Here is a 26,707-nt window from a genome sequence, read left to right as displayed (position 1 = left end):
CGGCAACAATCAGAAGTTATGGAGGGTAACAATGGAATATCGTAAGGAAGATTTAATGGAAGCAAAAAAGCAAATTTTGGGAGTGGGAGAGAACATGGGAACAGAGGAAAGTAAAAAAATCTGGGAGGAGAACGCACAATTTTGGGATAATGCAATGGGTGACGAATCTAATGAATTTCACAGAGAGGTAGTGCGTCCCAAAGTAACGGAACTTCTATCTCCTAATCCTGCGGATTATATTTTGGATATTGCGTGTGGCAATGGAAATTATTCTTCGTATCTTGCACAAAGAGGCGCTTCGGTTGTCGCTTTTGATTACAGCAAAAAAATGATAGAATTGGCTAAAAGACGGCAATCACAATATGCAAAACAAATTGAATTTTGTGTGGCGGATGCGACCAATAGAAAAAGTATATTAGAATTAAAAAGAAATCGAGCCTTTACGAAAGCAGTTTCTAATATGGCAATTATGGATATTACGGATATTGAACCACTTCTTATGGCTGTTTATGAACTGTTGCAGGAAAGCGGAATTTTTGTCTTTGCAACGCAACACCCTTGTTTTGTCACGTTGACTGAAAAATATATGACACCGCACAGTTACTATGATATAGCGATTGAAGGGCAACCGAAAGAGCAGATTTATTATCATCGTTCCATACAAGATATTTTTAACCTTTGTTTTAGAGCTGGATTTGTCATTGATGGATTTTATGAAGAATGTTTCAAAACCAACAAAGAAATTCCTATGGTAATGATAGTAAGGCTTAAGAAGGTAAAACGTGATACCTTACAATAAATTCAAGTTTGTCGGGTAAATAGCAAAGCCAGCCGAGCCAGCGGGCGGTCAAGATGAACGGGCTTCGCCCACCGTTGACAGCCCCGCCCGGTTTCGCAGTTAGGCAGTCAAGGAGCGACAGCAAGGAGTGCTGCCGCCCCGCACTATTATTCAGAGAGGGGGAATTTCCATGACAGACCAGAAAGCCTATCAAGAATATATCCAGCGCAGGTACAACGCCTCTTGCAAGGCTGTTATCCGCTGTGCCTGACAGCGTCCGTCCGTGCCGGAATTATGTAGAGCTCCACATAATTCTGTTGTATTTCCCAGCCTTTTGTGATACTATTTTGATACTAATAAACTTTACAGCCGAAAATAGCAGGTGGAATATTAACATATTTGCGAAAGTTTTTCCTGCGAAATCACCTCAAATACACCCTACTATATCTGAATTTGCCGAGGCTGAATGGTTACTTTGACTTTCCGGTTCTTGGACGGCTTTCGTGCCTCCTCATAAATGGATGGATAGTTTTGCTTCAGGTACTCAGAACTGACGCGCCGGGATGTACTCGTCACAAAATCCACCAGCAATTTGTCTGTGGTCGTGGTCAGGATCCCATGCTCGTGCTCTTTCATCAGTTCCGCGATCCGCACGCTGTGTGCCTCAATAGCCTCCTCGTTCTTTTTGATAGCGCCCTTGAGTTGCGCGTTTTCCTCCTGCAGCGCGGCGATTTTCCGAAGCTGCGGCTCATATTTCCTGGGGAACTCAATGGTGGGCAGTCCCTTTTTACCGGCGCCGTAAATCCGCGCCAGGGCGTCCATTGCCAGCTGCGGCTGAACATCCTCCATGGTAGGAGGCTTATCATGCCGCAAGCTCCAGATCCATCGGTCCAGCTTCTCAAAAATAATGTCCTCCTTGGCCTGAACCCGTTCAATGTGAGGCGTGGCCAAGTCATTCTCCGGATTGTTGCCCCAAAGCGCCGAGAAAGCTCCGTGCTTTTCGTCCAGGACTGCAAGATAATAGCGCAGCTGCAGCTCGTAGTAGATGGGGATGGCTCCGTCAGCCCAATCTGCCGCTTTGTGGTAGGTCAGAGATTTGCACTCCAGGACGCCGCCCTCACCATCTTCTTTCCGCGTGTAGCGCCGGTCAATATTGGCAAGCGCGTACTCCAGCGTGGCGTGCTGATAGAGATAGTTGTCGTCCGTGACGGTGTTTCCCGTCCTCTGGGCGTAGAAGTGAGCGGCAATCGGCTCCAGCATATGTCCCATGGCCAACTGGTCGGGGTTCGGAGGCGATTTCGGCTTCATGCGCCCCTTTTTCACCATCCAAAGTTCCAGGGGCGTCGTCCACGGGGAAAGGCCGAAAATCGTTGCGACATCACTGCCGCCAACGGTATATTCAATATTGCCCTTCGGACCGTGTTCCCGGCATTTGAGCCACATCTCATTGGTCATCCCCGTACAATCGCAGAGGATATTGGGCGCGGCCATTACCACTTCACCTCTTTGGCGTAGTCGTAGTCCCGCCAGTTGATGGTGAGCGCCCGGGCCATGTTCTCCTGCAGCGCCAGCAGCTTACTCTCCGGCACTCCCTGCGTCTTCAGGGTGAAAGGGATCTCCTGCATGGCCACAAACACGTCATGGGCGGTAGCCTCGTCATTGCCAACCGCCATTTCGAACATGCTGATGGCCTCCAGAGCCGCCTTCTTGGGCAGTGCCAGGCGCTTGCACACCGCGGTCATCGCGTTGACCGGGTGATCCAAATGGACAGAGAGCAGGCTGGTCAGTCTGGCAACGGAATCTCCGAACTGAGCAAAGAGCATATCCAGGCTCCCAACAAAATCAGGCACCTTGGACTGCCGGCGGTGCTCTACGGCGATCATCCCGCCGATGTGGATGGGGTACTGCAGTCCGGCCAGCAGAGCCGACACCTTAGCCGAGGCCATGCCGGTATCCGATGTGGAGAATCGAATACCCGGCATCAGCTTGGCTGCCATGGACGACTTGCCCTCCGCAGCCAGCAGTTTGATGTAGGTGTCAAGGAGTTCCTCCCGCTGGCCGGGAAGCGTCCAGGATGCGCTGGTGATGGCGTGGTCCACATACCCGGCAGAAAACTGATTGCCCGGGAAACGCTCATCCATCTTGCTCTGGAGCCCGTCCAGCAACTGGTCGATCTCCAGCACGGAGTAATCCCGGCTGTCGCCGGAGTGGGCTGCGGACACCTTCTCGTCGCGGATCAGCAAAAGGGCGCTGTCCTTGTGAAGGGCCAGACAGGCGTTGATCACGTCGGCCAGCTTCTCCCGGGAGAGCTTGGGCAGCGCGGAGCCGCCGATCTTCGCCCGGTCCAGCAGGCTCTTATAGGCGGTATCGCGCAGGGGGAAAAACTTGTCCCGGAGCTTGATGGCCAGTTTCAGGTTCTCCGCAGTGTCCTCGACCGCATCCCGGGATACGGAGGGGTCAAAGCTGTCCGTATCCTCATACAGCGGAGAGGTCTTGTCCAGCGCCGCCACCTGCAGCTTCTTGACCTCGGTGCGCTCCCACAGGCTGCTCTTGCGGACCTGCTCATGGTAGCTGAGCATGGCGGAGAAGTCGCTGAATTGGGTGTGGTAGCTGTCACAACAGGATTTCACCATGGTTTTCAAATCTCCTTTCGTTTTTTGCGGATTTCACCACTGTATATGCAAAAACAGCGCTCCTGCAAAGGAACGCTGTCTATGCCGTAATTATGGGCCGGAAAATAAAAAAAGTGCCATCTGCATTGCTGCAAATGGCACTTGGAAACACGGTCAACTATGCACACCTTAGGTGTGGCACGGATACTGTATGATTGGATTATATCATCCTTCCATACGTTCGTCAACCTCTATGAAGCCGACTTGGGCTTCAGTATGGCACCCCGTCTTTCAGATCGTCAGTCTGTTTACCTTCACTCCTCGCTGCGCAGCATAGTGCAGAACCGAATCAAGGAATTCCTGCTTTATGTAAAGCCCCCGAGCCAAGTCCCCATTTGGAGTAATAGCAAGGCATTCATTGAGTATAAAATCATAGATTTCATTTTCTTCCCAGTGGTTTCCATCCGCATCATCTGCGATGAGTCTGTCCTTCACAACCTTTATGGTTATATCCTCAATCTTCATGCACGATAAAATGGTTTCCAGCGCATCTACTTCTTCGAGAAGAATATCGTCTTTGGCCTTTGCAGCCATTTTTTCTACACCTATACCGGGGCTTGCTACAGAATTGAGGTATTCTTCAATGATTTTTCGATTCTTCTCTGTATCCACATATAACCCATCCGGAATCGGAGGGAAGCCGAAAATGAGCTTCACTCCATCTCGTTCCGCAAACTTTGTCGCCATGCTTTCATCCGCAAACTCTGTGCCAACCAGCCCTCGAAATACTGACACATATTCTGCTCCCGGGATCGTTGACTGCCCATCGTAGGATGCTCCAACAGTGTACCCTAAAGTAAGCGGACGCAATGCCAGGAGTCTTCCATGAAAATCCCTGAATGCAGAAGCAATGCTTTCATCATCGGATTTCCCATGGTCCTGATACACTCCACTCCTCTCTATGATATGATCGAGCAGTTCCTCCGACTCCATGAAATCAATGTTCCCCATCTTATAGTCGTTAATCATTTTCTTCCGGACCAGGGAAAAGTACTTGTTTTTTAACTCATAAAAGTCCATAATTTCTTATCTCCTCAATAGTATTGAACATTAGATCAGCCGCCACACTCCCCGCCCCATGTGCTCAAAAGTCTCGGGATTGATTTGCAGGGTCTGCCGCACCTTCTCCTTCCACCACTGTTGGCTCTGGGCTCGTTTGTGGGGTTCCACTTGCCGGTAAATCTCCTCCAGGGAAGCAGACCCCCGGCAGGTTTCCAGCACGCCGGCAACAATGTCCCTCCATGTGGGGCCCGGCATATCCCGGATGTCGCTCTGAACCCGGTATGTCATCAGCAGAGGAACCGCCAGCGGCGCGTCTTTCCTCACCAACAGAACATACTCATGGACAATGGGGATGAACTTGCCGCTGTAAACTCGCTGGTCGGACATACAATTATGCTGGGCTTTGATAATGACATTCTCCAGCACACCGGGCTTCGTCAGCTCAAAAAGCATGCTGAAAAGTCTCCCTTTCTTCTTGATGTCACCTACAAGGACGGCCATCCGTCCCCCCTGCTCCAAGGCGCAAAACTGCTTCATCATGCAGTAATTCATAGCCTGAACAAAGCTCTCCCAGGTGGCGATGCGGGAGAGATCAAACTGGCGCGGATCGTAGCCATAGCGCCGTTGTACTTCACTGGCCCGATACATCACATCCGAATACTTGATGATATCCCAGTATGGCGGATGCCAGAAAATGAACTCAGGGCGCTCCTTAATGTCGGTGTGCAGCAGGTCAAACCCGCTGTGCAGATCGTAGGTATGGCTGACGATCCCCATGGTGCGTGCGGCATCGGCGGTAGTATTGCTGCCGCACATATAGTCACAGACCTCATGCGGCCGGAAATGGGCGATCAGATCTTCGATCAGTTTGGGGGAGCAGTTGCCGCGGTAGCGATTGTTTCCGCCCTGTCCCCGCTCCGGATAGGATACGACGCTGGTCAAAGCCTTATTTTGCCTCATCATTTGTTGAGTTCCTCCCATCATAACGCAAAAATGGGGACCACAGGCATGTGTCTGTGGTCCCCAAAACCATTGTGAATTGCTTCCAGTCTACGCCAGGATCTGCCTGATCCGCTCCCGCACGATACCGCTCAGGGCGTCCAGCCGCATCTGCTCCGCCTGGATCTTCGGGTGCTGCCGGAAGGTAAAATCCCGCATCCGCTCCAGGTCTGCCCGGATCTCGTCCGTCAGCAGTCCCCGGGCGGTCAGGATGAAGTCCCTGCCGATCCGCGGGCGGCACCGGGCGATATACCAGTCGGGCGCTGCCAGCTGGTCGTTGTCCAGCTCCGGCAGCAAGCTCTTGTTGTTGTCAAATACCGGCGCCATCTGAAGAACTTTCATGGTGGCGGTGTCGAACAGGACGCCGAAATTCCCATAATGCCGGTCCGGATTTAGGATAATCGCGTCCAGTATGCACATACGCCGGAAAGCGTCCTCGCTCCCGATCCCGCGAAAATATTGCAGGAGGTCGGGGATCGTATGCTCAGCGCCGTGGAACACCGCGCTTGCCTTGGCCAGCCCTACCGTTTCACTTGTGAACAACGGGCACTTGGAGATCAGTTTCCCATGGTAGTAATCCAGATCATACAAAACCGCCTGCCGGCAGATGCCTTCCGCCAGCTGCGACGCCAGGAACTCGGACAGAGGCTCGATCTCCAGGAAAGCGCTGCCGCTCTTATAGAGCTTTATCCCGCTCTCCTCCCGGATCCAGCACTTGGCGTAGTAACCGTCTGTCCCGAACTCAGGGGAGGTAGAGGAAAAATCCGTCTCACTGACGGTGCCGTCAAAGGCGGCCTCGCTGATCACTTCGCTGAAGGGATTGGTGTAGAGGGATACATCCCGCCACTGCAGAACCTCCCCCTGCCGCTTCACCCAGAAGGTGTCGTTCAGGGACAGGGCGCGGGTCACCTGCAGGAAACCCTCCAGATCATCACAGCCATACTGCTCCAGAAGCTGACGGATGTGCTCCCGATGCTTGGGGGCCTTCCGATGCTCCAGGAATGCAGCCAGACCGCGATAGCCGATGGGGCGGTAGTCCACATGCCAGGTGCCTTCAAAGAACTCCGGCTCGTCAAACTCATTCCTGCGGCAGGTGAAATCCAATACCGGGATATCCTGATTCATCAGGACATATTCCGTCGCCGCCATGCCTGCTGACCCCCCTTCCCGCCGAATGATATTATTATACACAGCTTTCGCATGATCCGCAACATCCTCGTACCGTTTCAAGGGCAGTTTACCATGCCTGCTGATTTTAGATTTAACCACAGAAAGGGCCGTCAGCCGCCGTTCTCCACTTCCTGGTAGTCAACATCCACCACCTCGTCCGTAAGCATCCCGACATATCGCCCGAACATGGCAGCGAGATGTTCTTCTGTCAGATCCCGATCCGCCTGCGTCAGCGCCCAGGGGTACCGCGGCTGGTAAATCAGGTAGGTCCTGCTGTCGCAATCGTCACAGGCAGTCAGGCACAGGCCCTCCGCCTCTTCAATCACTTTCTGCAGAATGGTTGCCAGGCCAAGCATAAAGTCCTGGTCGAACTCCATATAGTCATCCCAAACTGGCTCGCTGATGGAGCATTCCTCCAGCCACCTGTGTATCTCCCGGTCCAGGTTGGGCGCCAATTTCAGCATGGACTCCAGGCGCGTAACATCCCGCGTCTTGATGTCATCCACGCAGATTCCGTACCCGTAATTGTGCCAAGTCGTGTAACTCAAGATTTTTCAGCCTCCTCTTTCTTCTGTCGCTTTTGAAGTGCCCTGATCCGCAGATCACGGTTTGAGAGAAACCGCTCGCCGTTTTCCCAGAGGTATTCCGAAGCGAAATACGTCAGGGCGCCCAGTGTCTGCATGGCGCTCAGAGATGTCTCCAGGGTCTTATAAGTGCCAAGGTGCCAGCGTTTCTTCTCGCACTCCGGCTGAATCCTGCCTTCTGCGTAGCAATCAAGATAAATTCCCTCACTACCGCCAAACTGAACCTCAGTTACCACATAAAAGTCATCGCAGGTGATCTCTTTGGGGCTATCGTAGGTATCAGGGCTAAAGTAGTCCAGAATTGCCTCTGCGGATTGAAACTGCCCATTATCCACAACCATTTGATGGATACCCTTCATCAGCATTTCTCTGGTATCGCGCTTGACCTTGATTTTTAGGCCTGGGTCATCCCGCAGATACGCTTTGCAGTTTTCAGCTGTATTGCAACCTCCAAAACGATGCCGCACCTGACTTGATGGATGTCCGCAACAGAGAGTGGGATCGTTTTCCGGCCCGGTTGCGGCGCGCCAGGCGCACCACAAGCAATTTCGTTCATTGCATTTCATATGGAGCCTCCTAAGCAATATGTCGGTTTTGATAAAGAGAGGGGCGGATCGAATCCAACCCCCTCTTGCAGTACGGCTTTACGCCGTCAGATAATGAAGGTTCCGCTCTGCGGCTCTGGTCAACGAAAGATAGTCCGGCACCAGTTTCTTAATCTCCGCCACCGTTTCCTCCTCGTAATATTCAATGTAGTCCAGGGATAGCGCCTCCGCGGGCACGATGGTTGCATGGCGTTCATAATCATAGACGCACATCCGCGGATCAAACTCGACGATTAACTGGTCGCGGCCATGCTCATCTTGCAGGCAGACACGCTCAGACCTGTCATCGCCGAACAGATCCAACTGGCAGCGCTTGGCTGTCATCGTTCTGCCGCCATGGAAGTGCAGTGTGACGTTGTAGCACTCCTCGTGGAGATTGATGATGTTGAGATCCTGAATCGCTTTCTCGAAGGGGAGTCCCAGGTTCAACTCAAACGCAATCGCCCTCAGGCAGTCATAGTTCAGCGCCACCTTTTTGGAAAACAGGATAACCTTTCTAATCTCACCGATATAGGCTGGTCTGAGCTTATCGGTGAGATACGCCTGGATCTCCTCCGGGGAAGGATAGTCAAACCGGAAGTGGTAGTGGAACCGTCCCGGACGATTCACAAGGTAGTCGTTGAGCTTATACAGGCTGTTGCAGGTGATGATGAAAAGCTTTTTCCCTTGAGCGGTCCCATCGAACATGCTCAGCAACGCTGACTGTGGATCCGCCTCATTGGCGCCAGGGCAGACGCTGCCGAAGGTCTTGTCAAATTCATCGAACAGAAAGACCACTTCCTGCTCAATCGACTCGATGTAGGCAGCAATGCCGGGGATGTACTGGTCAATGATGATGACGGGATAGCCGGCATCCTGCGCCTTAGCGGACAAAAGCCGGGCAAACAGGGACTTCCCGATCCCTTTGGAGCCGCTGAGGATGACGCCCAGATTCCGCTCAAACATCGTGAATGCCTTGAGAACCTTGTCAGCCTTTTCCGGGTGAATCCCATAGACCTTTTCCGTAACGGTAAGCCTGGAGCGTGCCTCCAGGTAGAAACCGCTCATCTTGTCAAAACGGACGGTGTAAGTATTAACCGGGAGCTTGTCATAGGCCCTGAGAGAGTCCTCGTGGATTTCATACCGCTTTCCAATGCTGATAGCTTTCATGTCGAATGTTCTCCTTTAGTAATCCATTTTGCCACTCAAACGTGGCTGTTACTTGCAGTAGTTGTCTATGTTGGTGTACGAGGTCAAATTGCCGCAGGCAGGCCACAAGCGCACTTATGCCGGCCTGCATGCAGTTCCCTACACCACAATCTGAATATCTTTCTCCCTGCCCCACTGCACCAGGAACCTGCGCTCCTGGTCCGTGATCGGCCGCCGGTTGAATCCCTGCGCCTGGCAGATCTGTTTTCCGCTCAGCTGAAGCGTTACCAAAGACCGATCCGGAGCGCCCCGGCGCCGCAGAAACAGGATATGGCACTCCCCTCCTGCTACCCGGTCAACGTACTGGCCGACACAGTGGCTCAGGTTGATTCCTTCCTCCGCCAGTTCCTCCGGCTTAGTTGGGACCACAATGCAGTATCCGCCTCCGGAGTAGGCCAGGTCCTTGATAGACTCATTCTGCTGCTCAAAGTCCTCGCACTTGGCAAGCAGCCTGGCCTGATTGACCTTGAGCGCCATAACATCGTGCTCGGTCTTGAAGTGCGCGGGATACTTCTCTTTGACCTTTCCGTAGAAATTCTGCTGCATCTCCAGGTAATCCAGGTATTCAACGAAGAAACTCTTGGTCACGCTGGCATATCCCTGGGCATAAAGGTCAAACAGAATGTAGTCGATGAAACGTCGCAGATTGACGCGGTGGGGCGATGCCATGACCTTGAGAAACCAGCCCGGGTCGTGCGAAATCTGGTGTCCATAGTAGGAATAGCCATTTTGGTTGAAATCGAGCTCCATAATCCCGGACTGAACGAGCTTTTCGGCAAAGAACATGGCCTCATTGGCTCCGTACTGCTCCTCGATCCAGAAGATGGCCGGAATGCTCGCCTGGTATTTCTTTCGATCCGCCATACTGGGAAACATATTGTAAAGTCTGATAAAGAGCTTGCTGTTCTGCTTCCAGTAGCGAGTGTACCAGGTGGGATCAAAGGTATTGACCAGGACGTTATGCCGGCACATGTCCGTTAGGGTTTCGTCGGTGATGACCTGCATGATCAGGCCGACGGACTCACGGTAGAGATTGCTCAGCCAGTGTACCTCATGCAGGGCGACCATCCCGTCCTTCAGTTCACGGAGGAACGTGTTCAGACTCTGCTCCTTCAGTTCTTCGATGTGCCCGGTCTTGCAGTCCTTGATGTAATAGAGGCCCTTGCTCACCAGGATCACCAGCTCCCGGTCCGTGGTTGCCGTCCGCCGCTTAATGATAAAGTCCGTGTTGTTCTCCAGCACGACCTCATACTGGGCAGAACCTTTCACGGCTGCACTTTGCATGTCGATGATGTAGTCCTTCAGCGACACAGTTTTCGACACATTTTCGCTCGCCATACGAGCACCCTCCATTCTAAAATAGTTTTTGATGCGGAATTCATCGTTACAGGCGCGGCCCGGGCTGAGAAACAGCCCAGGCCGCATTTCTTGATGCGCGATTTACTCGCGCTCATCAGGATGCGCACTTTCTCCGCCGTCCTGCCAAATACCGGCAGCGACTCCATGCTCATGGAGCCGCCTGCCGCTCAAGGCGAGCAGAACGCCGTCCGGGTCATGCGCTTCAAAGGCTTTGAGAAGGTCGCGCGCCCTATCCTCATACGGGCGGTCATCATAGATCACCTGCCGGCGGATCTCCTCGATCAAGCGCTCCAGATTCTGCTTGCTCTCCTCGAACTGAGGCCTCGGTTCATCATAGCAGATGCGGCCGCTCCGCTCAGTCCATTCCCCGCCGGCAAAAACATGGCACCATAGATCACCTTCTTCACCGCGGTAGGAAATAAAGCCTTCTGCTGTAAAGGGAACCAGCGTATTCAGCAGTTCCAGGATCATGTCCTCATAGTAGTTGTTGCAATATGACAGCTCAATAGACAAGGCCACATCATTCGGGTTTCGCTCCACCTCAGTGAACCCCGCCTCTTTGAAAACAACCGTAAGCCACCAGAAGGGGTCATTGTACTTTAACATCGCCTGAGTGAGTTCCTGATACTCCCTCTCAATTTGGTAAGCCATATCATCTCCGCACTGCGCCAAGTCAGCCGTACGGAGTCTGTCATACCGGTTCATCAGCGCTTCCTGGAGATTTTTCTGTTTCTCGGCGGACATGGCATTCAAAGTAATGGAGCCGGAGCCAATAGCTGTGTAGCTCATGTGGATATTCCCCCAATTTTACAGCCCAAACCTGGCCGTTCTGTATGTGCTGAGATAGAAGTCGCGCAGTTTTTCCAGCGCGGCGTCAAAACTGTTCTTCTCAGATCTCCGTGCGGGTTTCATCCCATCCAGATAATCGAGAACCGCACGGCGCTCCTGAGGCTCCAGTCTGGCCAAGGCCTGCCGCAGACGCCTCTCCCGGATCAGGTCATCGTCGCTGCCCGTTTCGGCAACAGCGGGATACCCATAGTCCTCCGACAGTTCCAGGGACAAGACGCCAGGTGCAAAGCCCTCACAGGCCATAATGCCGTGGGGCTTGTTGCGCCGCTTGATGGTCAGGACTGCATACTGAAGTTTCGCCCAGATGTGAACGGTAATCGAATCACAGCGCCGGTCATCGTATGTGTCGATGGCCTGGAGCGCGGCAATGGCCAGTTCTTGGTAGACATCGTCCAGCTCCAGATGCAGGGCATACAGCAAAAGCCGGTGGCGGTGCAGCGTGCGGTTGATCAGATCAATATTTTCCATGAAGATATGGTTTCTTGTCATGGTATCCATGTGGGATCTCCTTTCCTTGACGGGCGGCATGATGCGGCCGGTCCGTTCTTCATTTTTTTGAAAATCTGTTTGGCGGAGGATTTGTTTGCCAGGCTGATGCGCTCAGGCCGGCACACGGTCAGCGACCAGGGGAAGGTCGAACAGGAGCCAAAACAGCTCCTCCGACAGCGCCTCAGCAGGCATCCCCTTGTAGTACCACAACAGCCGGGGGTCCTGCCCGTCCAGCGTAATGATGACCGGCACCTTTCCGCACGGCTGATACGCCAGCGGCGCCACCTCGACCGCAATTCCAGCCGGATGAAACACCGGCTCCAGCACCGCCTGCACATACCGCGCGATACCTGCGGGCTCCTCACCCGCCTCCACGGGGCAGCAGACGACAGACACGGTCAGGGAAACGCCAAGAGAACTATCCATCGAGTTTTTTACCATGATCAGATACTCCTTCCGTAAACGGACAGGGGAAAGCCGCTTGTGCGGCCCTCCCCTGCTGTCAATTAGTAGCGAATAAAACGCTTGATGATGCCGGCCAGTTTGACCGGCAATTTTGTAAGATCGGTGATGTCCAGAAAGGCGTCACCATAAATGCGCTCAATGTTCTCCTTATCGGAGCCGATGGCCGCAGCGATAAACAGGACCCCCTTGCGCTGGTACTCATGCTTGATCCCGCGCAGGTCCTCCTCCGCCGCGGTGCCGCCGTAGCCGGCGTCTGCAGGCTGTCCGTCGGACACCAGCATCAGCAGCTTGATGTCTTCCGGCCGGTGTACCAGCCGCTCCGCCACAAAGCGGAGCGCGGCGCCGTCCCGGTTACTGCCCCGGGCCGAAATGTCCATCATCCGATAACGGTCATCCCGGTCAATGGCGTCAAACTCAGCGTAGGAATAGAGATCGACGCCTCTGGACGTGGAGTGGCCATACACGGTAATAGGGATCCCGAGCGCCTGGCAGAAATCATAGAGGATGATTGCCGTCGCCCTTGCGTAGGTAGCCCGGTCGTTCCAGGACATACTTCCCGACTCGTCCAACAGGAGTCCCACACAGAGCGCGGGCATCTCATTGGGCAGCGCATTTTTGTAGAACACCCGGGAGTCCGTCCGAAACAGCGCGTGGGCGTCCAAACGTCTGCCCATCAGCAGGCTCGTCTGCTTGCCGCCCCGACGGCTGTCCTGCATCTGCTGGAGAACTGACTTTTGCAGCTGCTTGGAGATGTGGAGAAGATCGCCGGCGATGGACTGGTACTCCTCCTTCAGTTCCTCACTGACGGAAGCAATCCGATGAACCGTCTTGCTGACGCCGTCATGGATGTCCCCATAAGAGATGCTCTGGGCCAGTTCTGTCAGCTCCTCTGTCCGCTGGCGCTCCAACTCCGTGGTCACGCTGTTCTCTGCGATCCGGTTCAGCAGCCGTTCAACGTCGGCGGCGGCCCCGGTGTAGCCAGCACCTTCGTAGCTGTCGTCATGTTCCGTGCTGCCGCCATCCGGTGCGGAAACCTCACTGGTATCATGCAGCGGAATGCGGCCACCCTCCTGGTCCGACACCTTCTGATGCTGCTGGGGTGAACCAGGGACACCCGGCATCATTTCCAAGCCGCCGTCGCCATTCTGGCTGGATTCAGCGTGAGAAGCGTCTGCTGAAGGGTCTTCGGTGCCTTCTTCACCAGATTCTTCACCGCCCTCCCCGCCAGAGGGCTTTGCTTCGGCCTTTTCCGGGTCCTGCTCCTCACTCTCGCCGTCCGCGCTGCCCGCAGCCAAAGCCGCAGTTGCAGCACGCTGGGAGCCGGTAGCCGATGTGGCTTCCGATGGCGCGGGACTGCCGCCCACAGGAGACGTTTCGCCGGTGCCCTCCTCGCTGCCGCCGGCAAGGGCGGAGAGTAGGGTGCTCAGCAGATCGTTCGGGTCACCGGACCCGGAACCGCCGCCTTCCGAAGCGGCATTGTCCGCTTGCTCCTTGATGTTCTCCAGCAAATCCTTGATATGGGACCAGCAGCGGATCAGGATCATATTTGCCGTCCTGCACCGGTCCCGGGCATCCCTGCTGACCAGAGCCTTATCCAAATCTCCCAGGAGGGAAAAGACCATCTGGATCCGCTCGTCCGAGAGCAGCGTCCCGCCGTACTTGAGTTCGCCCCAAAGCATATAGGAGAGGAGCCCACTGCGAATGCTCAGCCAAATGTGGCCGCCGTCGGCCTCTTGGTCAATCATATCCTCCATGGTGGAATAATCCTCAAATCGCACCTGGCGCAGTTTCTGTAGGCTGCTGCCCAGAATACCGGGATAGTCCAGCAGCATCCTGTTTTCAATGTAGCCATCCTCCAGGATGTTCAGGATATCGTGGGACACGCGGGCAACGAGCTCCCTGTTTTTCGGGTCGGAAGCCTGGAAGGCCAGGAAATCCGCCTCCGCGTCCCGCTCGGTGATATTCCGAAGGGGCGGCGGTTCCGGGAACCACTTTCCCGATTCCAGGAAGGCGTGATAGGACTGGTAGAGCAGGAAGTCCGTGTAGAGCACATGTCCCAGCTCATGAGAAAACAGGCCGCTGACCATCTCATACCGCGTCTGCCGCCCCTTTTGCTTAGTCACAAGAGGGTTGCCGGCGTTGATGTGGATCAAGAGATTGTCCGTGCAGGCCAATCTCGGCAACTTGGGCTCCCACATGATGTCCAGCTTCACCCGCCGCCGGCAGCCATACCGCCGCGTCTGGGCGGCGGCGATATCGGCAAAATGGGCTGCCAGGATGCGGGAGGTGAAAAACTGGCGGTCTGTGATTTTGGACTGTTTCTGCGCAATCAGCTGCTTGATCTTTTTATGACTCACTCTTGCCAAGAGTAACTGTCCTCCCTTCTAAATCATAGATTTTTGTTCAGACCGCTTTCTTGCGCTTGGGCGCGAATATAGGCTCCAGCACAGTCGCTTTCAAAGCATCCCGATCCTCCTCGTCGGAAGTGGCCTTGCTCACGATGGTGTAGAGCGCGGAGCTGTAGGGATCTCCCGTGATCTCCGTGCTCATGATCCAGTCGATGAGGCTTCGCATGCCGCAGTTACCGTCCGAGATCCCGTTCTTGCGGCAATAGTCCGCCATGTCTGTCACGACCTGGACCATACGCCCCACCAGAACATCGTCCTCACAGCCGGTGATGCTCATAGCGCGCTGCGCCATGATCTCCGGGGCGGGCAGTTCAATGTCCTGGGTAAGATTCATCCGGTCCAAAACCGACTGGTTGACGCCCCGGCACCCCTCATAGCTGACGTTGGTAGTCACCACGACCACTGCGTCCGGATGGCGGTGGATCACCTCGCCGGTAGGCAGGGTGATAGATCCCCCCTGCTCCAGCAGAGAGTTCAGACCCACCAGCACACCGGGCTGGATAATGGTCGTGGGCTCCTGTAGTTCTACCAGATAGCCGTGCTTGAGCGCGCGGATGAAATCAGTCTCGATGTAACTATAGGTCTGCCGTCCATCGGCGAACTCGGGCTTCACCTTGCAAAGCTGCTGCAGCTTGTCGGTGACCATTTCCATGACCAGGCCCATGCAGTCCTGGGACGTGGCATCGGCTTTCTCCACGCCGGTGAGCTTCTGATAGGTGCCGGCGGGATCGTAGTCCATGTCATCCAGGTCAGGCAGGCCCATGAGTTTTTTGACATTCTCATAGGTGATGCCGCCCATCTCCTTGAGCTGCGCCCGCTGCTGATCCAATTCGGCGTCGCCGGTGGATGGCCCATCCGTGTCGGGGAACACCTGGCCGATCAGGTCGTAGATCTCCGTCCCGGCAGAGCAGGTGTACTTCATATACGGCAGATTCAGGCCCGCAGCGATGGCGCGGGCACCCTCGGTCTTTCCCGTGCCGGCGGGGCCGCGCAAAAGGAAATTGCGCATGGGCAGCGCCTTGCCGGTGGACTGCTTGGCGTGCTTGCAGATGGTGACCACCTCCTCGGGCAGCACATACCAGGGAGCCAGGACCGGCACCAGGCTCTGCTCGAAGGGCGTGAGTACCCGCGTCGTATCCAGCACATACTTCCCCACAAAATCGCTGTGGGGCGTGGCGGGCTTGATCTCCAGCTTCTCCGGCACGGTGCTGTTGGCCAGGATGGTAAACATCCCGGCAACCACGGTGTCCGGCCGGAAGTTCCCGGAGTCGATATGGGTGGTGGACACCCGCATCACATTGCCGGTGCTGTCAATACTGGTCGGCAGATGCGCCGCGCAGGAGCTGTCATTGATGCGCCGGTAAGCATTGTCACAGAGGATGGCCATGCGCTCCGTCGACTCACCCATGTCCGGGTAGCCGCCCTGATACTGGATCTCCAGAGCATCCAGGTTCTCCCGAAACTCATCGTCCGCCATCAGGGCGGGGAGCATCGACATCATGATCGCCGCGCCGTCCTTCCCATTGTTGCGGACGGCATAGGTTTCGAGCATCTCCGTGTCCTTGTTGTAGATACTGGCCAGCATGGCGCCGCCGGCAGGATCGTAGACCGCCAGGTGGTACACTTCCGGGCCGGAGGCGGACTTATATTCCGCAACGCCTTTAGTGCCGCAGAGTCCGACCGCACCCGGTGCGGAGCCGTCCTTGCATTTGAAATACGCCTGGACAGCCTTGACCACCGTGCTGCACAGCGTTGCCTCCGTGCCATTGCCGTACTTGGACGACACCTTCACCTTTTTCTTCGCCTTGTCAAAAGGCGCAGGCAAAGGCCGGCTGAAAGCAAACAGTTTCGAGCTCATTTTTGTTCACACTCCCTATTTAACTTTGATCTGTACCTGGATGCCGTCCGCCAGCGGTTCCGCGGCGAAAAAGCCGTTCCTCAGCAGTTCCTTGCAGATGGGCGGCCAGCTGTCCCCATGGGGGAGCTGGCTGGCGGGGATCCGGAAGCTGTCCTTCCCGCTGCCAATCACCTCATTGCACTGGGCGTTGAGCGCCTGGAGATTTGCCTCCACCCACTCAAACGCCAGAAGGCCATAATCCACTGTCTCCGGCTCCTGTTCCGGCTCTTCCGACGGCTCAGTTTCCGGCTCTGAGGCCGGCTGCTGCGGCTGTTCGGCAGTTGGATACTGAAGCCCGCAGAACTGGAGGTTGTTCACCTGCACCACCGCTCTCCGGTATCCGCCGGCGCGGTTGAGCAGGATGCTCAGCTCTCCGCCGTGGACGAACCGATCCCGGGCATCTGCAACACCCCACACCCATCTGGCATTGGGATACCGCAGCAGCACCTGCTCGGTGATCCTGCGCTGGAGCACCGAGAATGCCGTGTTCAGCACCGACTCCTCCGACGCAGGCGGAGGCAGCGCCAAAAGCGGAGCCTGAACCGGCTGCTGAGGTGCCGCATCCATGTGGAACAGCATCCATAGTGCGTAGAAAAATACACCGATCAGCATCAGCAGCAGGATCGGCCACATTCTGAGAATGAAGGCCAGCAGGATCATCATGCCGATGACGGTCAGGACATCACGCCTCTTTTGCATCTTCCTCTTGCATTTCATCACCCATTGCCTCCTTCGATTCTGGCAGGTAGAGATAGACGGTGTTATCCCCCCTTCCCTGCGTCTTGCTGCTGACGAGCGCCGCCATCATGCCGCAATTCTTACCAAGCAGCATCCTGACGCGCTTGCCGCAGTCCTTGTTCGCCTGTCCCGGCGACACGGCCTTCTTGAAATCGCAGCCGGTTCTACACAGCCGCAGCCGATACTGTCTCCGACAGTCCAAGGCGTGTTGCAGGCACAGTCGCTGGTCTTTTGTCAACGTGTCGCCGGTCAGCCGGCGCAGGACAACATCCAGCTTTTTTGCACGGTGTTTAACGCTTGTTTTCACAAAAGATCTGTTTTTCAAATCCATCACCTCCCCTGAAACGCAAAAAAGAGCGCACATGGAGTGGACGGATCCTACTTCATGTGCGCTCTTTTACGCCTGTGGTCATTGTTGTTTCCAGTTCCTCAGCCTGGGAAGAAGGGGTTCTGTCCCCCGCTGAAGCTCTCATACCCCGTGAAGTTCTGGGGCATTTCCGTGGTTGCCTGCATGGTCTGGCTGGACTGCGCCGGAGCCGCAGGTGCGGCCTGGGAAGCTCCGGGCGCCTGGGAGTAGCCCTGCTGGCCCTGGCCTCCCGTATCCTGGCCGTTGCCGTTCTGTTCCTTCTTCTGCCCGCCGGTGTGGGAGAATTTGATGTCATCAAGCACAATGACCGGCGCAGATCGGCCCTCGCCGGTATCCTTGTCCGTCCAGCGCTCCTCGTCGTAGTCGCCGCACAGGGAAATGAACGAACCCTCCTTGAGCGACATTTTCTTGATGCGCTCGCAGAGGTCGCCGAAGGCCTTGACCTTCAGGTTGACCCAGCGGTGGTTGTTCTCCGCCCGGCTGTCGTATTTGCGAATGCCGACCTGGAAAACTGCGAACTCGCCGCCGTTCTCGCTGTTGAAAAGGCGGATCGCCGGCGCGCCGTCGTACCCTCTGGACACAACGGCATCTGAGATAAAGATCTTCATCATGGCTTTTTTGCTCCTTTCCGCAGGCCTCACCCTGCATACAAATGATTTTATTTCAACCCGCATTGGCGCGGGCGGAAAACAAAAAAAGTGCCAAACGGCGCGATAGCGCCATTTGACACTGTGGTACACGGGAACTTTGTTTTCAGTCAGAAAACACGGTTACTATTGACTTGATTATAGCATGGAGAAATGCAAAGGTCAATATTTAACCATCGTCCCCTATTCCAAATTCTAAATCCAGCGGATCTTCTCACCACCCGGATATTTTTCCGACACCTTGCGAGGGCGGCTTCTGCAATTCCAGCCATTTGGCCGGGGCTCTGTCATCCCGTCCTGCCGGAAGCCAACCGCAAGCATACTGCTCCCGGACTCCTGTGGCAGCGTGTAGGTCACGATCCGCCGGTACCCCATAGCCCTGGCCGCGCGGATCGCCGCGCCGCTTACCATGCTGACTGCATTCCGATAGACCGGATCACAGCATATCCTGTTGAGTTCTAAAGTGCGCCCGTCATTCAATGCTCTGGCTTTCGGTGTACTGGCAATGACCACACCGATCAAGGCGCCGTCAGCCGTCAGCCCAACAGAAAATTTGTGTCCCTGAGGCTCCGCACAGTGGCGGTGATTACGCCTGACAAAATCCAGCGCCTCTTTTAAGGACACAGGAGCAACTTCCATCGGGACCATCATGCTCAAGCGGTTCCCATCCAAATAGGAAAGCTTTGGCCAGTCATTGGCTCCTTGATAGATTACATACCGCCCAAGCCTGCGGATGGCCGGGAACACCTCACGGCGCTGCTTATCATATATGGATGCCGGCTGTTGGATGCGCGCTTGCGCTATAGCAAAGGGATCAAGAGAAAGCACCGGCCTGTTGAGTATGATAGGATTGGTCAAGTCATAGCGTTTCCGCCCAGGCACTCCATAGTGATAGATTTTCACATTTGCTGGCACTTTCCCTTCCAAGGCATTCCTTATGCGCTCAAAATCATCATCAGAAAGGGAAAAGCTGTCCCGATACCAAATGCCCTGGATGCAGTAATTAAAAAGATGGTAAACCATTTCTCCTCATTAGACCCCGTCCCGTCTGCCCGGCACCATCGCCAGGTAGGCATGCAGTCGGTGGATCCCCTGCCATTCATAGAGTGGAGCGGTATCCGCAATATACAGCGTCACCGTGTCGCCCTCCCGGACGGCGGCATGCCTGTTGCGGAGCATGACCAGCAGCGCCTTCCCGTTTGCCTCCAACAGTATGGATTTTGGCCGTTGGCGGAGGACAGTCCTCTCTACCTTCAGGATAACCCCGCGAAGAATGAGATACTGTCCCCGCATCCCGGTGCGGTACAGGCGCGCGGCACAGATGGTCAGCAGCGCGGCGCCCAAAAGGAACGGGACGGATACCGAGAAAGAGATGAAAGCCAAAGCGCCAATCGCCAATACGAGGCAGCACACCGCCAGTCCCATCTGTATGATCAACTGGTGCTGAAGCGCGGGGGGCAGCGATTTCCAGTCCTGTTTCATTGTTCTATCCCCTCCTATACCAAAAACAGACAGCCCGCATGCAAGAGGCGGAGGAGCACAGCAACCAGACCATCCCGCGCCGGAGAGTGCTCCATCTCCTGCTCCAAAGCGCCTTCCCGGATCGTCCGAGCTGAGTAGAGCTTTTCCGTCAGTAGCTGCCGCCCCTCTTCCCCGAGCAAATTCGGCGTCGGATCTGTCCCCTGCTCCTCCAGTCGGATCAGCTCGCTGGCTGTGAGGCGCAGGCCGGCGTGTTGGATCCACCTCCAGATACGGCCGTCGCCACCCGCTTCTGAAAACTGCCCCTCCGACTCGGCCTGCGGACAGATAATGCTCCCGGAAAGCAGGCGGTAGAGCGCCAGGCCGCCCTCCTCCTGTGTGGTGACGGCAAGGCCGGACTGCTCCAGGCGCTCAACGAACCGGGCCTTCTGCGGCGGGACCGGCTGTGGCGCCAGTCTGGCAGATTCCCACAAAGCAGCCATCTCCGGTCCAAGGGCGAAGATCCTGCCGCAGTGGGAAACCCTGACGGTGCCGTCCTTTTCCGGGACGGACAGACCTTTCGATAAGTACATCATGCAATTCACCCCATCCTTATCATCTTTTGCTCTATTACACGGACGGGGCGGCCCGATTACAACAGCATCATGAGCGCCACGGAGGCCAGAATCACAGCAAAAACGCCAGCCAGGAGAATGGCGACCTTCTTAATCATTTCAGGATCCACTCCCTCCTCCTGTTCCCCTGCATCCACTGGCTTTACATCGTCATAATAGCCATCGTAATTGATATCCATGGGATTCCTTTTCCGTTTCGCCGGATGCGCCGGGCCGGTTGTGGGGCTTCGGCGCTTTTGCTTGGGCGCCGGGCGCTCCCTCACACTCGTCTTACCCTTAGGCTTCGGTTTCGATTGGGGCGCCTCTGTCTGGGCGGGGATCTTTTTGCCGCACTCCGCGCAAAAAGAGGCGGCACCTCCCACAAGGGAAGCGCCGCAATAGGGACAATACTTCATAGGTTCCACTCCTTGTCTGAATTTCCAGCTCAATCGCTGTTCATCCTTAGAGACAGGAGTAGATAATAGGATTATACCATCAAAACATCTTCCTGTCACCCGCGCCGGACTTGCCATTTCCACTGCCATAAACACTGCCAAAGGCACTTGCAAATCCAGCCTGCTGAGCAGGCGCTTTCTGTGCAGGTGCAGCGGGAGCCAGAGGTTTCGGTGCCGGGGCCGGCGCCGCGGAATGCGGCGCTCTCCCCTGTCCCCCACGCACCCTGTCCCTGCCGCTGGCACGCTGGGCATGGATCGTAGTCCATTCTGAAGCGTACTTTGCGGCGAGCCAGGCTCGGTAGTGCTCGACCGTCGTCAGCAGCAGTTCATTGAGCTGCCGCCAACTGAGGATCACAGAAACATGCTGTTCAGGCTTTGTCCCGAACCGCGGGACAATGAGCCCGGTCTTATTCTCCTCTCCTGGCCCGCTGTCGGCGGTGAGGAAATAATCCGACTTTGCCGCAACGGTCAGCCGCACGACCCGGGAAAGGCTCTTTCCATCCGGACGGGGACGTCCATATTTCGTCAGATACTTGGCTGCGGTGCCGCCCAGATGCTCATACAGGGGATCCTTATTGCCGGCATTCTTATACTGCTGCATCCGCATGTGGAGCGTGCCGGAGGCGGCCTCCTGGGCCAGGGCCAGGAACTCCGGCACATCAATGTATATGCTGATGTTGTTCACATAACGGCTGCCTTTTGGCTTTGTGGTGTCATAGGACACAAACTGCAGGTGTACTTTGTCAAGATGGAAGGTGTCGTTTCTGACCTCCACAAAGCACCCCTTGGCATCCTTACGGATGATCTGACCCCAGTTGTCCTGCGATACCGGCTTGTTGTCGTTTTCCATCCCAATCACACATTCACCGGCTCCAGGTCATTGGCAGCGGTTTCGGCACCGTCCGTATCGGGCCGTTGGTCCATAGTCATATCCCGGAACTTTCGGCACAGGTTCAGAAGGTACTCCTCAGCCTTTTCAAACTGCGGCATGAAGTCCTCCTTTGTATCGTAGTCCACATAGAGGGCGAAGAGAATGGCGTTCCAAAGCATCTGAAGCGTGTGTTCAGAGCAGTTGTTCTCCTCCAATTTTCTGACCATTGCGCTCAGATTGACCGTGACCACATTCCACCGGATGAAGAACTCGTCCTCCTCCGGGATCTGGAACTGTGCCAGCCAGCTGCGCACAGTATTGCGCTTTTTGGCCGACCCGCAGTTGTAATCATTGATGATGTACTTCACCCGGATATTCTCCCTGGTGATTTCGGCATCTTTGTCCTTAACATCTTGGAAAAGGGCCACACGGCCCAGGGGATACAGGGCGCACACGGTGGGCTTGCAGTCGTGAACGCTGCATCGGCCGTCTGGCAGCAGCAACGGGCAACGTCTCTGGGGGCCAACCGGCACCATATGTACCACGGGAATCCGCGAGGAGTCGCCGATATAAACCTCCGCGCACTCCTCGATGACCTGTTTGGGGGTCTTGCCGATCTTCTTGGCGATATTGTAAATGTCACGTGTATTGAAAAGAATCGTATCCTGGTTCTTGCAGCACTTTCCGCAGCGGCGGCACTTGAATCGGAACTCGGAATCCAGGTCCAGCAGATACTTTTCCATCTCCTCCGGCGACTTGGCATTTGCAATTCGTTCTCTGATATCCATATTGATGACTTCCTTTCAAAGAATATGAGGGCATCCGACTACCGGATGCCCCCGCGTTGTTGTGTTCCTTTCGGTCCCAGATGGGTTATGCCTCGATCCCGGCGTCAGCCAACATCTGCAGGAACTGCTGCTCCGTGAGCGTCGTGACGCCCAGGGTCTGCGCCTTGGTCAGTTTGCTGCCGGCGTTTTCACCAACGATCAGATAGTCCGTCTTTTTGCTGACAGAGCTGGCGGGCCGGGCCCCCAGGCTCAGCAGCTTCATCTGGATCCCGTCGCGGGTGTAGTTTTCCAGCTTGCCGGTCGCTACAACGGTCTTACCGGCAAAGGGGTTGTTCTGCGCTTCAGGCATAGTAGTTTCCTCCTTCAGAAATGTGATATGGTTGAGGGCAGGCCGCCAGAGCTTGGCCTCCTCCTCGTCGCTGTACCAGCAATAGATGTTGTCATTCATCACCTGGCCGAAATCCTCCAACTGCGTGAAGTCAAACTGATCCAGGATGGCCCGCTCGAAAGCATCCCAGGAGCCGCTAAACTTCCGGTTCAAGATCCGGCCGGCGTGGCGTCCCACCTCCGGGATACCCAGAGCGGCAATGAACTGATTGAGCGTGCAGGTGCGCCGCTCGTCCACCGCCTTCTGGAGCCGGGCAAACGATTTCTCGCCGAAGCCCGGCGTTTTGAGGATCTCCTCCTTGTGCCGCTCCAGCTCATACAGGTCACCGTAGTTTTTGACCCAGCCATGCTGCACAAAGGTTGTCAGCGTCTGCTCATCCAGCCCCTTGATCTCCATACGGGTTTTGCTGCAGAAATGGACAAACTTCCGCACCAGCCGGGCGGGGCACGCCTCATTGTCACAGTACAGCTGGCGGGTCCCGCCGCTGCTCTGGCGAACCACAAGCGTGCTGCCGCAGCAGGGACAGACATCGGGCAAGGGACACCCTCCGCTTTTCGTCTTGTTTTCGGCAATTTGAGGAATAATCATGTTTGCCTTATACACGCTGATGGTGTCCCCCGGTCCCAGAGCCAGACGTGTGAAGTTGTCCAGGTTGTGGAGGTAGGCGTGATTGACCGTGGTGCCGTCGATGACCACATCATCAAAAACGGCGGTCAGGCTGATCATCCCCGTGCGGGTCGTGGCGACCTCCAGGCGGCGGAACTTGGTTTCGTACCTGGTATCCGGCCACTTGAAAGCAGTCATCCGGTTTTCATGGTGCCCGGTGGCGCCAAGGGAGCGGCCATAGGCCAGGTCGTTGAACTCGAAGATCAGCCCGTCCGTCGGGTAGGCATACTCCTTGGGCTGATAGAAGTCCATCGCCTGACGGACAGCCTCCTCCGAGGCGCCGGCGGCCAGGATGGAATAACCCACTGTAGTGAACCCCATTTGTGCCAGGAAGCGCAGGGTTTCCCACTTGGTGCTGCCGCCCAGGTTGTCGCTGATCAGGTCAAAGGCCATGAAGGAAAGCCCGCGCTCCCGGACCTCCTCCGCGTTCAGCTTTCGGACGCTGCCTGCGGCGAGGTTCCGCGGATGTGCATACGGCTCGTCCAGAGTCCCGTTGAGGGCGTGAAACTCCTTCCAGCTGATGACGCCTTCCCCCCGGACCTCAAGCGGCTCCTTACAGGGAATGACAAGCGGGACATTTTTCATAATGCGCACCGTGTGGGTGACATCCTCGCCCTGCAGGCCAACGCCCCGGGTAATCGCCTGTGCCAGTTTCCCGTTCTCATAGCGCAGCACAAGGGTGAGGCCGTCCAGCTTCCAGCTCAGGACTGCCTCATGGCCGCCCAGGTATTTGTGGATATCCGCAACGCTTTTGCACTTATCAGCGGACAGCATCGGCCGGGTGTGGCGCACGGCGGTAAGGCTCTCCAGCACCTCGCCGGATACCCGCTGGGTAGGCGACGAGGACAGGATGGTTCCGGTTTCCCGCTCCAGGGCTGCCAGCTCGTCATACAGCCGGTCATAGTCCAGATCCGCCATGATCGGGGCATCGTACTTGTAGTAGGCCTCGTCTGCCTCGTTAATCGTTTGAATGAGTTCCCTCATTCGCTCTAAGTTCTGCATTCCTATGCCTCCAGTCAATAGATCCTCGTGCATCGGCCCGCCGCTTCAGCAATGCTCCGGCGTACGGACTCCAATTCTGCATCGTCCGATACCTTGGCATCGTCCAGATCCAGGACCTCCACATCAACCTGCGCCAAAGGGCAGTTTGCATACACAGCCTGAACGCGGCCGTCTTCCACCACGATGTGGATGGCCAGTTTCTGGCACGCCGGAACGTGCTCGTTCGGTCTTTCGGTTTCCAAATCACTCACCTCCTCGGAAACGAAAAAAGGGACGCCTTTCAGCGTCCCATCCTGTGGCCCGAAGGCCCGTATTATATATAAAAAAGCGCCCAAAGGCTGATCTGCCTTCAGGCGCTTTGAAACACGGCAACTGATGATCGCTTGCGCAATCAACGGATACTTTATGGCGCTATTATACCCGACCGCCGAGTAAAATGCAAGCCTTATCCTGCCGGGCAAGGATTTACTCCCCGGGGATTGCATTTTCTCAGTGAATAGGATATACTTTGGATAACAGTATCTGAGCCTTTCGGCAAAGTAGACCGTGTTTCCAATGTGCCATCACCCCTCCGGGGCGATGGCATTTTTTGTTTTCCGAGCCGATTTCGGCAACAAAGCGAGCAGGGATTAACCGTTCCTGCTCGCTTTTTTATATAGATGCGCCTCCGTTCCGGAGGCATAACCCTGTGTTCCGGGCCGAAGTCCGTTCACATACACGGCACGAAGTCCAAAGCCTAATATCAGAAAGGAGTTTCACAGCTAAATGTCAAAATCAACGCCGAAACGAGATCGGCAAAAGCAGGAGGTGTCGAATTATGTCTGAACGAGGATTGGATCCCTACCGCTGCACGAGCTGCCCGAATCGGTTAACCTACCTGGATCCAGTACCCAGGCGGGAACGCGGTGTCAATCTGCAGTTTGGCCAGACCTACTGTACTGCCGGGAAAAAGCCACGTGTGTTCAAAAAGAAGGAATGCAAAGTTTATCCACCCGACTGGTGCCCGAAGAAGAAATGGCCCTGCGAGTTTCGGATCTATACCTTTAAGAACATAAGATCGCGTTGTATGCACAACATGTTCCATGAGGACGAGGTCCCGAGCGAGTTCCGCTGCGCCGTCCGGCAGGAGGGTGTGGTTGAGCTGTCGCCAATGGCTTTCTTCTCCGGTCTGGAAGACAGCACCGCCGCGCAGCTTTTGGGCGTTGCTGTAAATTCCGGCGAGATTGTGGAAATGGATGATGGACTCAAGCATTACTGTTTCTATCTGGATCTTGGAGGAGCGCGGTACCTGCCTTACTGGGATGCCGACAAAGCCAGGCAAAACGTGTATCAGCCGGATTCCGAGGATGATTAAGGCCCTGTGCCACAACGAATAGGAGGTTATGAACTACCATGTCACAAACCAGAGATCCCAACTCTACCTACTGCCGGCGCTGCGGCGCCGAGCTGGTCTGGGAGCATCCGAAGGGCTCCGGACACTACCAGATGTCCAGCGACTACGTTGGCGGCGATATCTGCCGCAGCTGTCTGGAAGAGCAGCGGTCCATGCCTACCGGAGCTGCGCAAGTCATGGATGAGGATGTGACGAAGATCTCCGTCACGCTGTACCAAGCGCCCTTTGCTGTATTAAGCGAGCGTGGGCTGCTGCTGAAAATGCACGACCACAACCGCCCCTACGCCGGCCCGGTTCCCTCCCAGTACTATATGCCGGTCTTTCATGGGAACCTGGAGTTCCGTGGGCCTCTGCCACAAGATCCCATTGCCCGCAGAGCCAGCATTCTGGAAAACTTCTTCGCCCTATATAACCGTGATGACCGTCCGAACCCCAAGACCAGCCGCAGCATGTCGGTTGGGGATGTGGTTAAGCTGGACGGTCAGTTTTATCTCTGCGCCCCCACGTGCTTCACTCAGGTTGACTTCAAATCGGTGGAATTGAACGGCCCGGTGGTCAGACTGGTCACGCCGGATGGCTCCACACTCGAAGTCAGTGTATTTCCAAATGATGATTTTCCCTGCATCAACATCGACCTGCTCCAGAAAGACGGCAGTTCGGAGCGCGTCTGTTTTGTGGAACACAACCCTGAGAAGGCACCTGGACACCAGCTTCATATCGGCGTCTATTGCTCCACGGAGGAAGACACCGTCTACTACGACAGCTATGTCAGAACAGAGGAGAAGGTCTATGAGGTATGAGCAAACAGGCGAATAAATACATCACACCTGAAGCCTTCGAGTCTGTCCGGGGGGA

The 26,707-nt window shown here is 55.6% G+C and carries 28 protein-coding genes and 1 pseudogene; 4 read left to right on the top strand and 25 right to left on the bottom strand.

Features of this window, described 5'->3' with window-relative positions; all coding sequences use genetic code 11:
* Positions 1–31 precede the first annotated feature (31 nt).
* Positions 32–799, top strand: coding sequence for a class I SAM-dependent methyltransferase (locus tag B5F19_RS00890; RefSeq protein WP_004010385.1), 768 nt, complete (start codon positions 32–34; stop codon positions 797–799).
* Positions 800–968: 169 nt separating this feature from the next.
* A pseudogene (locus B5F19_RS17830) lies at positions 969–1,046 on the top strand (sigma-70 family RNA polymerase sigma factor); the annotation flags it as partial.
* Between the two features lie 173 nt (positions 1,047–1,219).
* Here B5F19_RS17830 and B5F19_RS00880 read toward each other — a convergent pair.
* From B5F19_RS00880 to B5F19_RS16980, 25 genes are all read right to left on the bottom strand, one after another.
* On the bottom strand, positions 1,220–2,269 hold the full coding sequence (locus B5F19_RS00880) for a lambda-exonuclease family protein (RefSeq protein WP_087286637.1): 1,050 nt from the start codon (positions 2,267–2,269) through the stop codon (positions 1,220–1,222).
* Positions 2,269–3,411, bottom strand: coding sequence for a hypothetical protein (locus B5F19_RS00875; RefSeq protein ID WP_087286634.1), 1,143 nt, complete (start codon positions 3,409–3,411; stop codon positions 2,269–2,271). The genes B5F19_RS00880 and B5F19_RS00875 overlap by 1 nt, the downstream gene beginning before the upstream one ends.
* Positions 3,412–3,681: 270 nt before the next feature.
* Positions 3,682–4,470: a hypothetical protein gene (locus B5F19_RS00870; RefSeq protein WP_087286631.1), complete on the bottom strand. Its 789-nt coding sequence runs from the start codon at positions 4,468–4,470 to the stop codon at positions 3,682–3,684.
* Positions 4,471–4,500: 30 nt separating this feature from the next.
* On the bottom strand, positions 4,501–5,415 hold the full coding sequence (locus B5F19_RS00865) for a hypothetical protein (protein ID WP_242972649.1): 915 nt from the start codon (positions 5,413–5,415) through the stop codon (positions 4,501–4,503).
* Positions 5,416–5,502: 87 nt separating this feature from the next.
* Positions 5,503–6,600: a HipA protein gene (locus B5F19_RS00860; RefSeq protein ID WP_087286625.1), complete on the bottom strand. Its 1,098-nt coding sequence runs from the start codon at positions 6,598–6,600 to the stop codon at positions 5,503–5,505.
* Between the two features lie 131 nt (positions 6,601–6,731).
* Entirely contained in the window at positions 6,732–7,169 is a 438-nt protein-coding gene (locus tag B5F19_RS00855; protein ID WP_087286622.1) for a hypothetical protein, read from the bottom strand.
* Positions 7,166–7,771 (bottom strand): hypothetical protein, encoded by a 606-nt coding sequence (locus B5F19_RS00850; RefSeq protein ID WP_140394132.1) that lies wholly within the window; start codon positions 7,769–7,771, stop codon positions 7,166–7,168. The genes B5F19_RS00855 and B5F19_RS00850 overlap by 4 nt, the downstream gene beginning before the upstream one ends.
* A gap of 78 nt (positions 7,772–7,849) precedes the next feature.
* Entirely contained in the window at positions 7,850–8,959 is a 1,110-nt protein-coding gene (locus B5F19_RS00845; RefSeq protein WP_087286616.1) for an ATP-binding protein, read from the bottom strand.
* Between the two features lie 138 nt (positions 8,960–9,097).
* The gene (locus tag B5F19_RS00840; RefSeq protein WP_162612486.1) at positions 9,098–10,336 is read right to left on the bottom strand and encodes a PcfJ domain-containing protein; all 1,239 of its coding nucleotides are present in this window, start codon (positions 10,334–10,336) and stop codon (positions 9,098–9,100) included.
* Positions 10,337–10,438: 102 nt separating this feature from the next.
* A complete protein-coding gene (locus B5F19_RS00835; protein ID WP_087286610.1) occupies positions 10,439–11,146 on the bottom strand; it encodes a hypothetical protein in 708 nt (235 codons plus the stop codon).
* Between the two features lie 18 nt (positions 11,147–11,164).
* Positions 11,165–11,704 carry a hypothetical protein gene (locus tag B5F19_RS00830; RefSeq protein WP_087286607.1) on the bottom strand — a complete coding sequence of 180 codons (540 nt, stop codon included), beginning with the start codon at positions 11,702–11,704 and terminating at the stop codon, positions 11,165–11,167.
* Positions 11,705–11,806: 102 nt separating this feature from the next.
* Positions 11,807–12,136 carry a hypothetical protein gene (locus B5F19_RS00825; protein ID WP_087286604.1) on the bottom strand — a complete coding sequence of 110 codons (330 nt, stop codon included), beginning with the start codon at positions 12,134–12,136 and terminating at the stop codon, positions 11,807–11,809.
* A gap of 65 nt (positions 12,137–12,201) precedes the next feature.
* Positions 12,202–14,517 (bottom strand): hypothetical protein, encoded by a 2,316-nt coding sequence (locus tag B5F19_RS00820; protein ID WP_087286602.1) that lies wholly within the window; start codon positions 14,515–14,517, stop codon positions 12,202–12,204.
* Positions 14,518–14,563: 46 nt separating this feature from the next.
* A complete protein-coding gene (locus B5F19_RS00815) occupies positions 14,564–16,426 on the bottom strand; it encodes an AAA family ATPase (RefSeq protein ID WP_087286599.1) in 1,863 nt (620 codons plus the stop codon).
* 15 nt (positions 16,427–16,441) lie between these two features.
* The gene (locus tag B5F19_RS00810) at positions 16,442–17,182 is read right to left on the bottom strand and encodes a hypothetical protein (protein ID WP_087286596.1); all 741 of its coding nucleotides are present in this window, start codon (positions 17,180–17,182) and stop codon (positions 16,442–16,444) included.
* Positions 17,148–17,528, bottom strand: coding sequence for a hypothetical protein (locus B5F19_RS00805; RefSeq protein WP_140394131.1), 381 nt, complete (start codon positions 17,526–17,528; stop codon positions 17,148–17,150). The genes B5F19_RS00810 and B5F19_RS00805 overlap by 35 nt, the downstream gene beginning before the upstream one ends.
* Before the next feature lie 104 nt (positions 17,529–17,632).
* The gene (locus tag B5F19_RS00800; RefSeq protein WP_162612485.1) at positions 17,633–18,181 is read right to left on the bottom strand and encodes a single-stranded DNA-binding protein; all 549 of its coding nucleotides are present in this window, start codon (positions 18,179–18,181) and stop codon (positions 17,633–17,635) included.
* 231 nt (positions 18,182–18,412) lie between these two features.
* Complete coding sequence (locus B5F19_RS00795) at positions 18,413–19,240, bottom strand: XF1762 family protein (protein WP_087286590.1); 828 nt, start codon at positions 19,238–19,240, stop codon at positions 18,413–18,415.
* 9 nt (positions 19,241–19,249) lie between these two features.
* Positions 19,250–19,699 carry a hypothetical protein gene (locus B5F19_RS00790; protein ID WP_087286587.1) on the bottom strand — a complete coding sequence of 150 codons (450 nt, stop codon included), beginning with the start codon at positions 19,697–19,699 and terminating at the stop codon, positions 19,250–19,252.
* 14 nt (positions 19,700–19,713) lie between these two features.
* Complete coding sequence (locus B5F19_RS00785) at positions 19,714–20,271, bottom strand: hypothetical protein (RefSeq protein WP_087286584.1); 558 nt, start codon at positions 20,269–20,271, stop codon at positions 19,714–19,716.
* Positions 20,272–20,327: 56 nt separating this feature from the next.
* Positions 20,328–20,705: a zinc ribbon domain-containing protein gene (locus tag B5F19_RS00780; RefSeq protein WP_087286582.1), complete on the bottom strand. Its 378-nt coding sequence runs from the start codon at positions 20,703–20,705 to the stop codon at positions 20,328–20,330.
* A 79-nt stretch (positions 20,706–20,784) separates the two neighbouring features.
* Entirely contained in the window at positions 20,785–21,594 is an 810-nt protein-coding gene (locus tag B5F19_RS00775; RefSeq protein ID WP_140394129.1) for a hypothetical protein, read from the bottom strand.
* Positions 21,595–21,599: 5 nt separating this feature from the next.
* Entirely contained in the window at positions 21,600–22,403 is an 804-nt protein-coding gene (locus tag B5F19_RS00770) for a YkgJ family cysteine cluster protein (RefSeq protein WP_087286577.1), read from the bottom strand.
* 85 nt (positions 22,404–22,488) lie between these two features.
* A complete protein-coding gene (gene ligA, locus B5F19_RS00765; protein ID WP_087286574.1) occupies positions 22,489–24,459 on the bottom strand; it encodes an NAD-dependent DNA ligase LigA in 1,971 nt (656 codons plus the stop codon).
* 14 nt (positions 24,460–24,473) lie between these two features.
* Complete coding sequence (locus B5F19_RS16980) at positions 24,474–24,701, bottom strand: hypothetical protein (protein ID WP_140394128.1); 228 nt, start codon at positions 24,699–24,701, stop codon at positions 24,474–24,476.
* Between the two features lie 575 nt (positions 24,702–25,276).
* Here B5F19_RS16980 and B5F19_RS00755 point away from each other — a divergent pair.
* Together B5F19_RS00755 and B5F19_RS00750 are read left to right on the top strand one after the other, a co-directional pair.
* Positions 25,277–25,813, top strand: a complete 537-nt coding sequence (locus B5F19_RS00755) for a hypothetical protein (protein ID WP_040647021.1) — start codon at positions 25,277–25,279, stop codon at positions 25,811–25,813.
* Between the two features lie 38 nt (positions 25,814–25,851).
* Positions 25,852–26,652, top strand: a complete 801-nt coding sequence (locus tag B5F19_RS00750; RefSeq protein ID WP_087286568.1) for a hypothetical protein — start codon at positions 25,852–25,854, stop codon at positions 26,650–26,652.
* The last annotated feature ends 55 nt before the right edge of the window (positions 26,653–26,707 follow it).

Source organism: Pseudoflavonifractor sp. An184 (assembly GCF_002160305.1).
GTDB classification, from domain to species: Bacteria; Bacillota; Clostridia; order Oscillospirales; family Oscillospiraceae; genus Lawsonibacter; species Lawsonibacter pullicola.
This window is presented reverse-complemented; position numbering and strand designations above follow the sequence as displayed.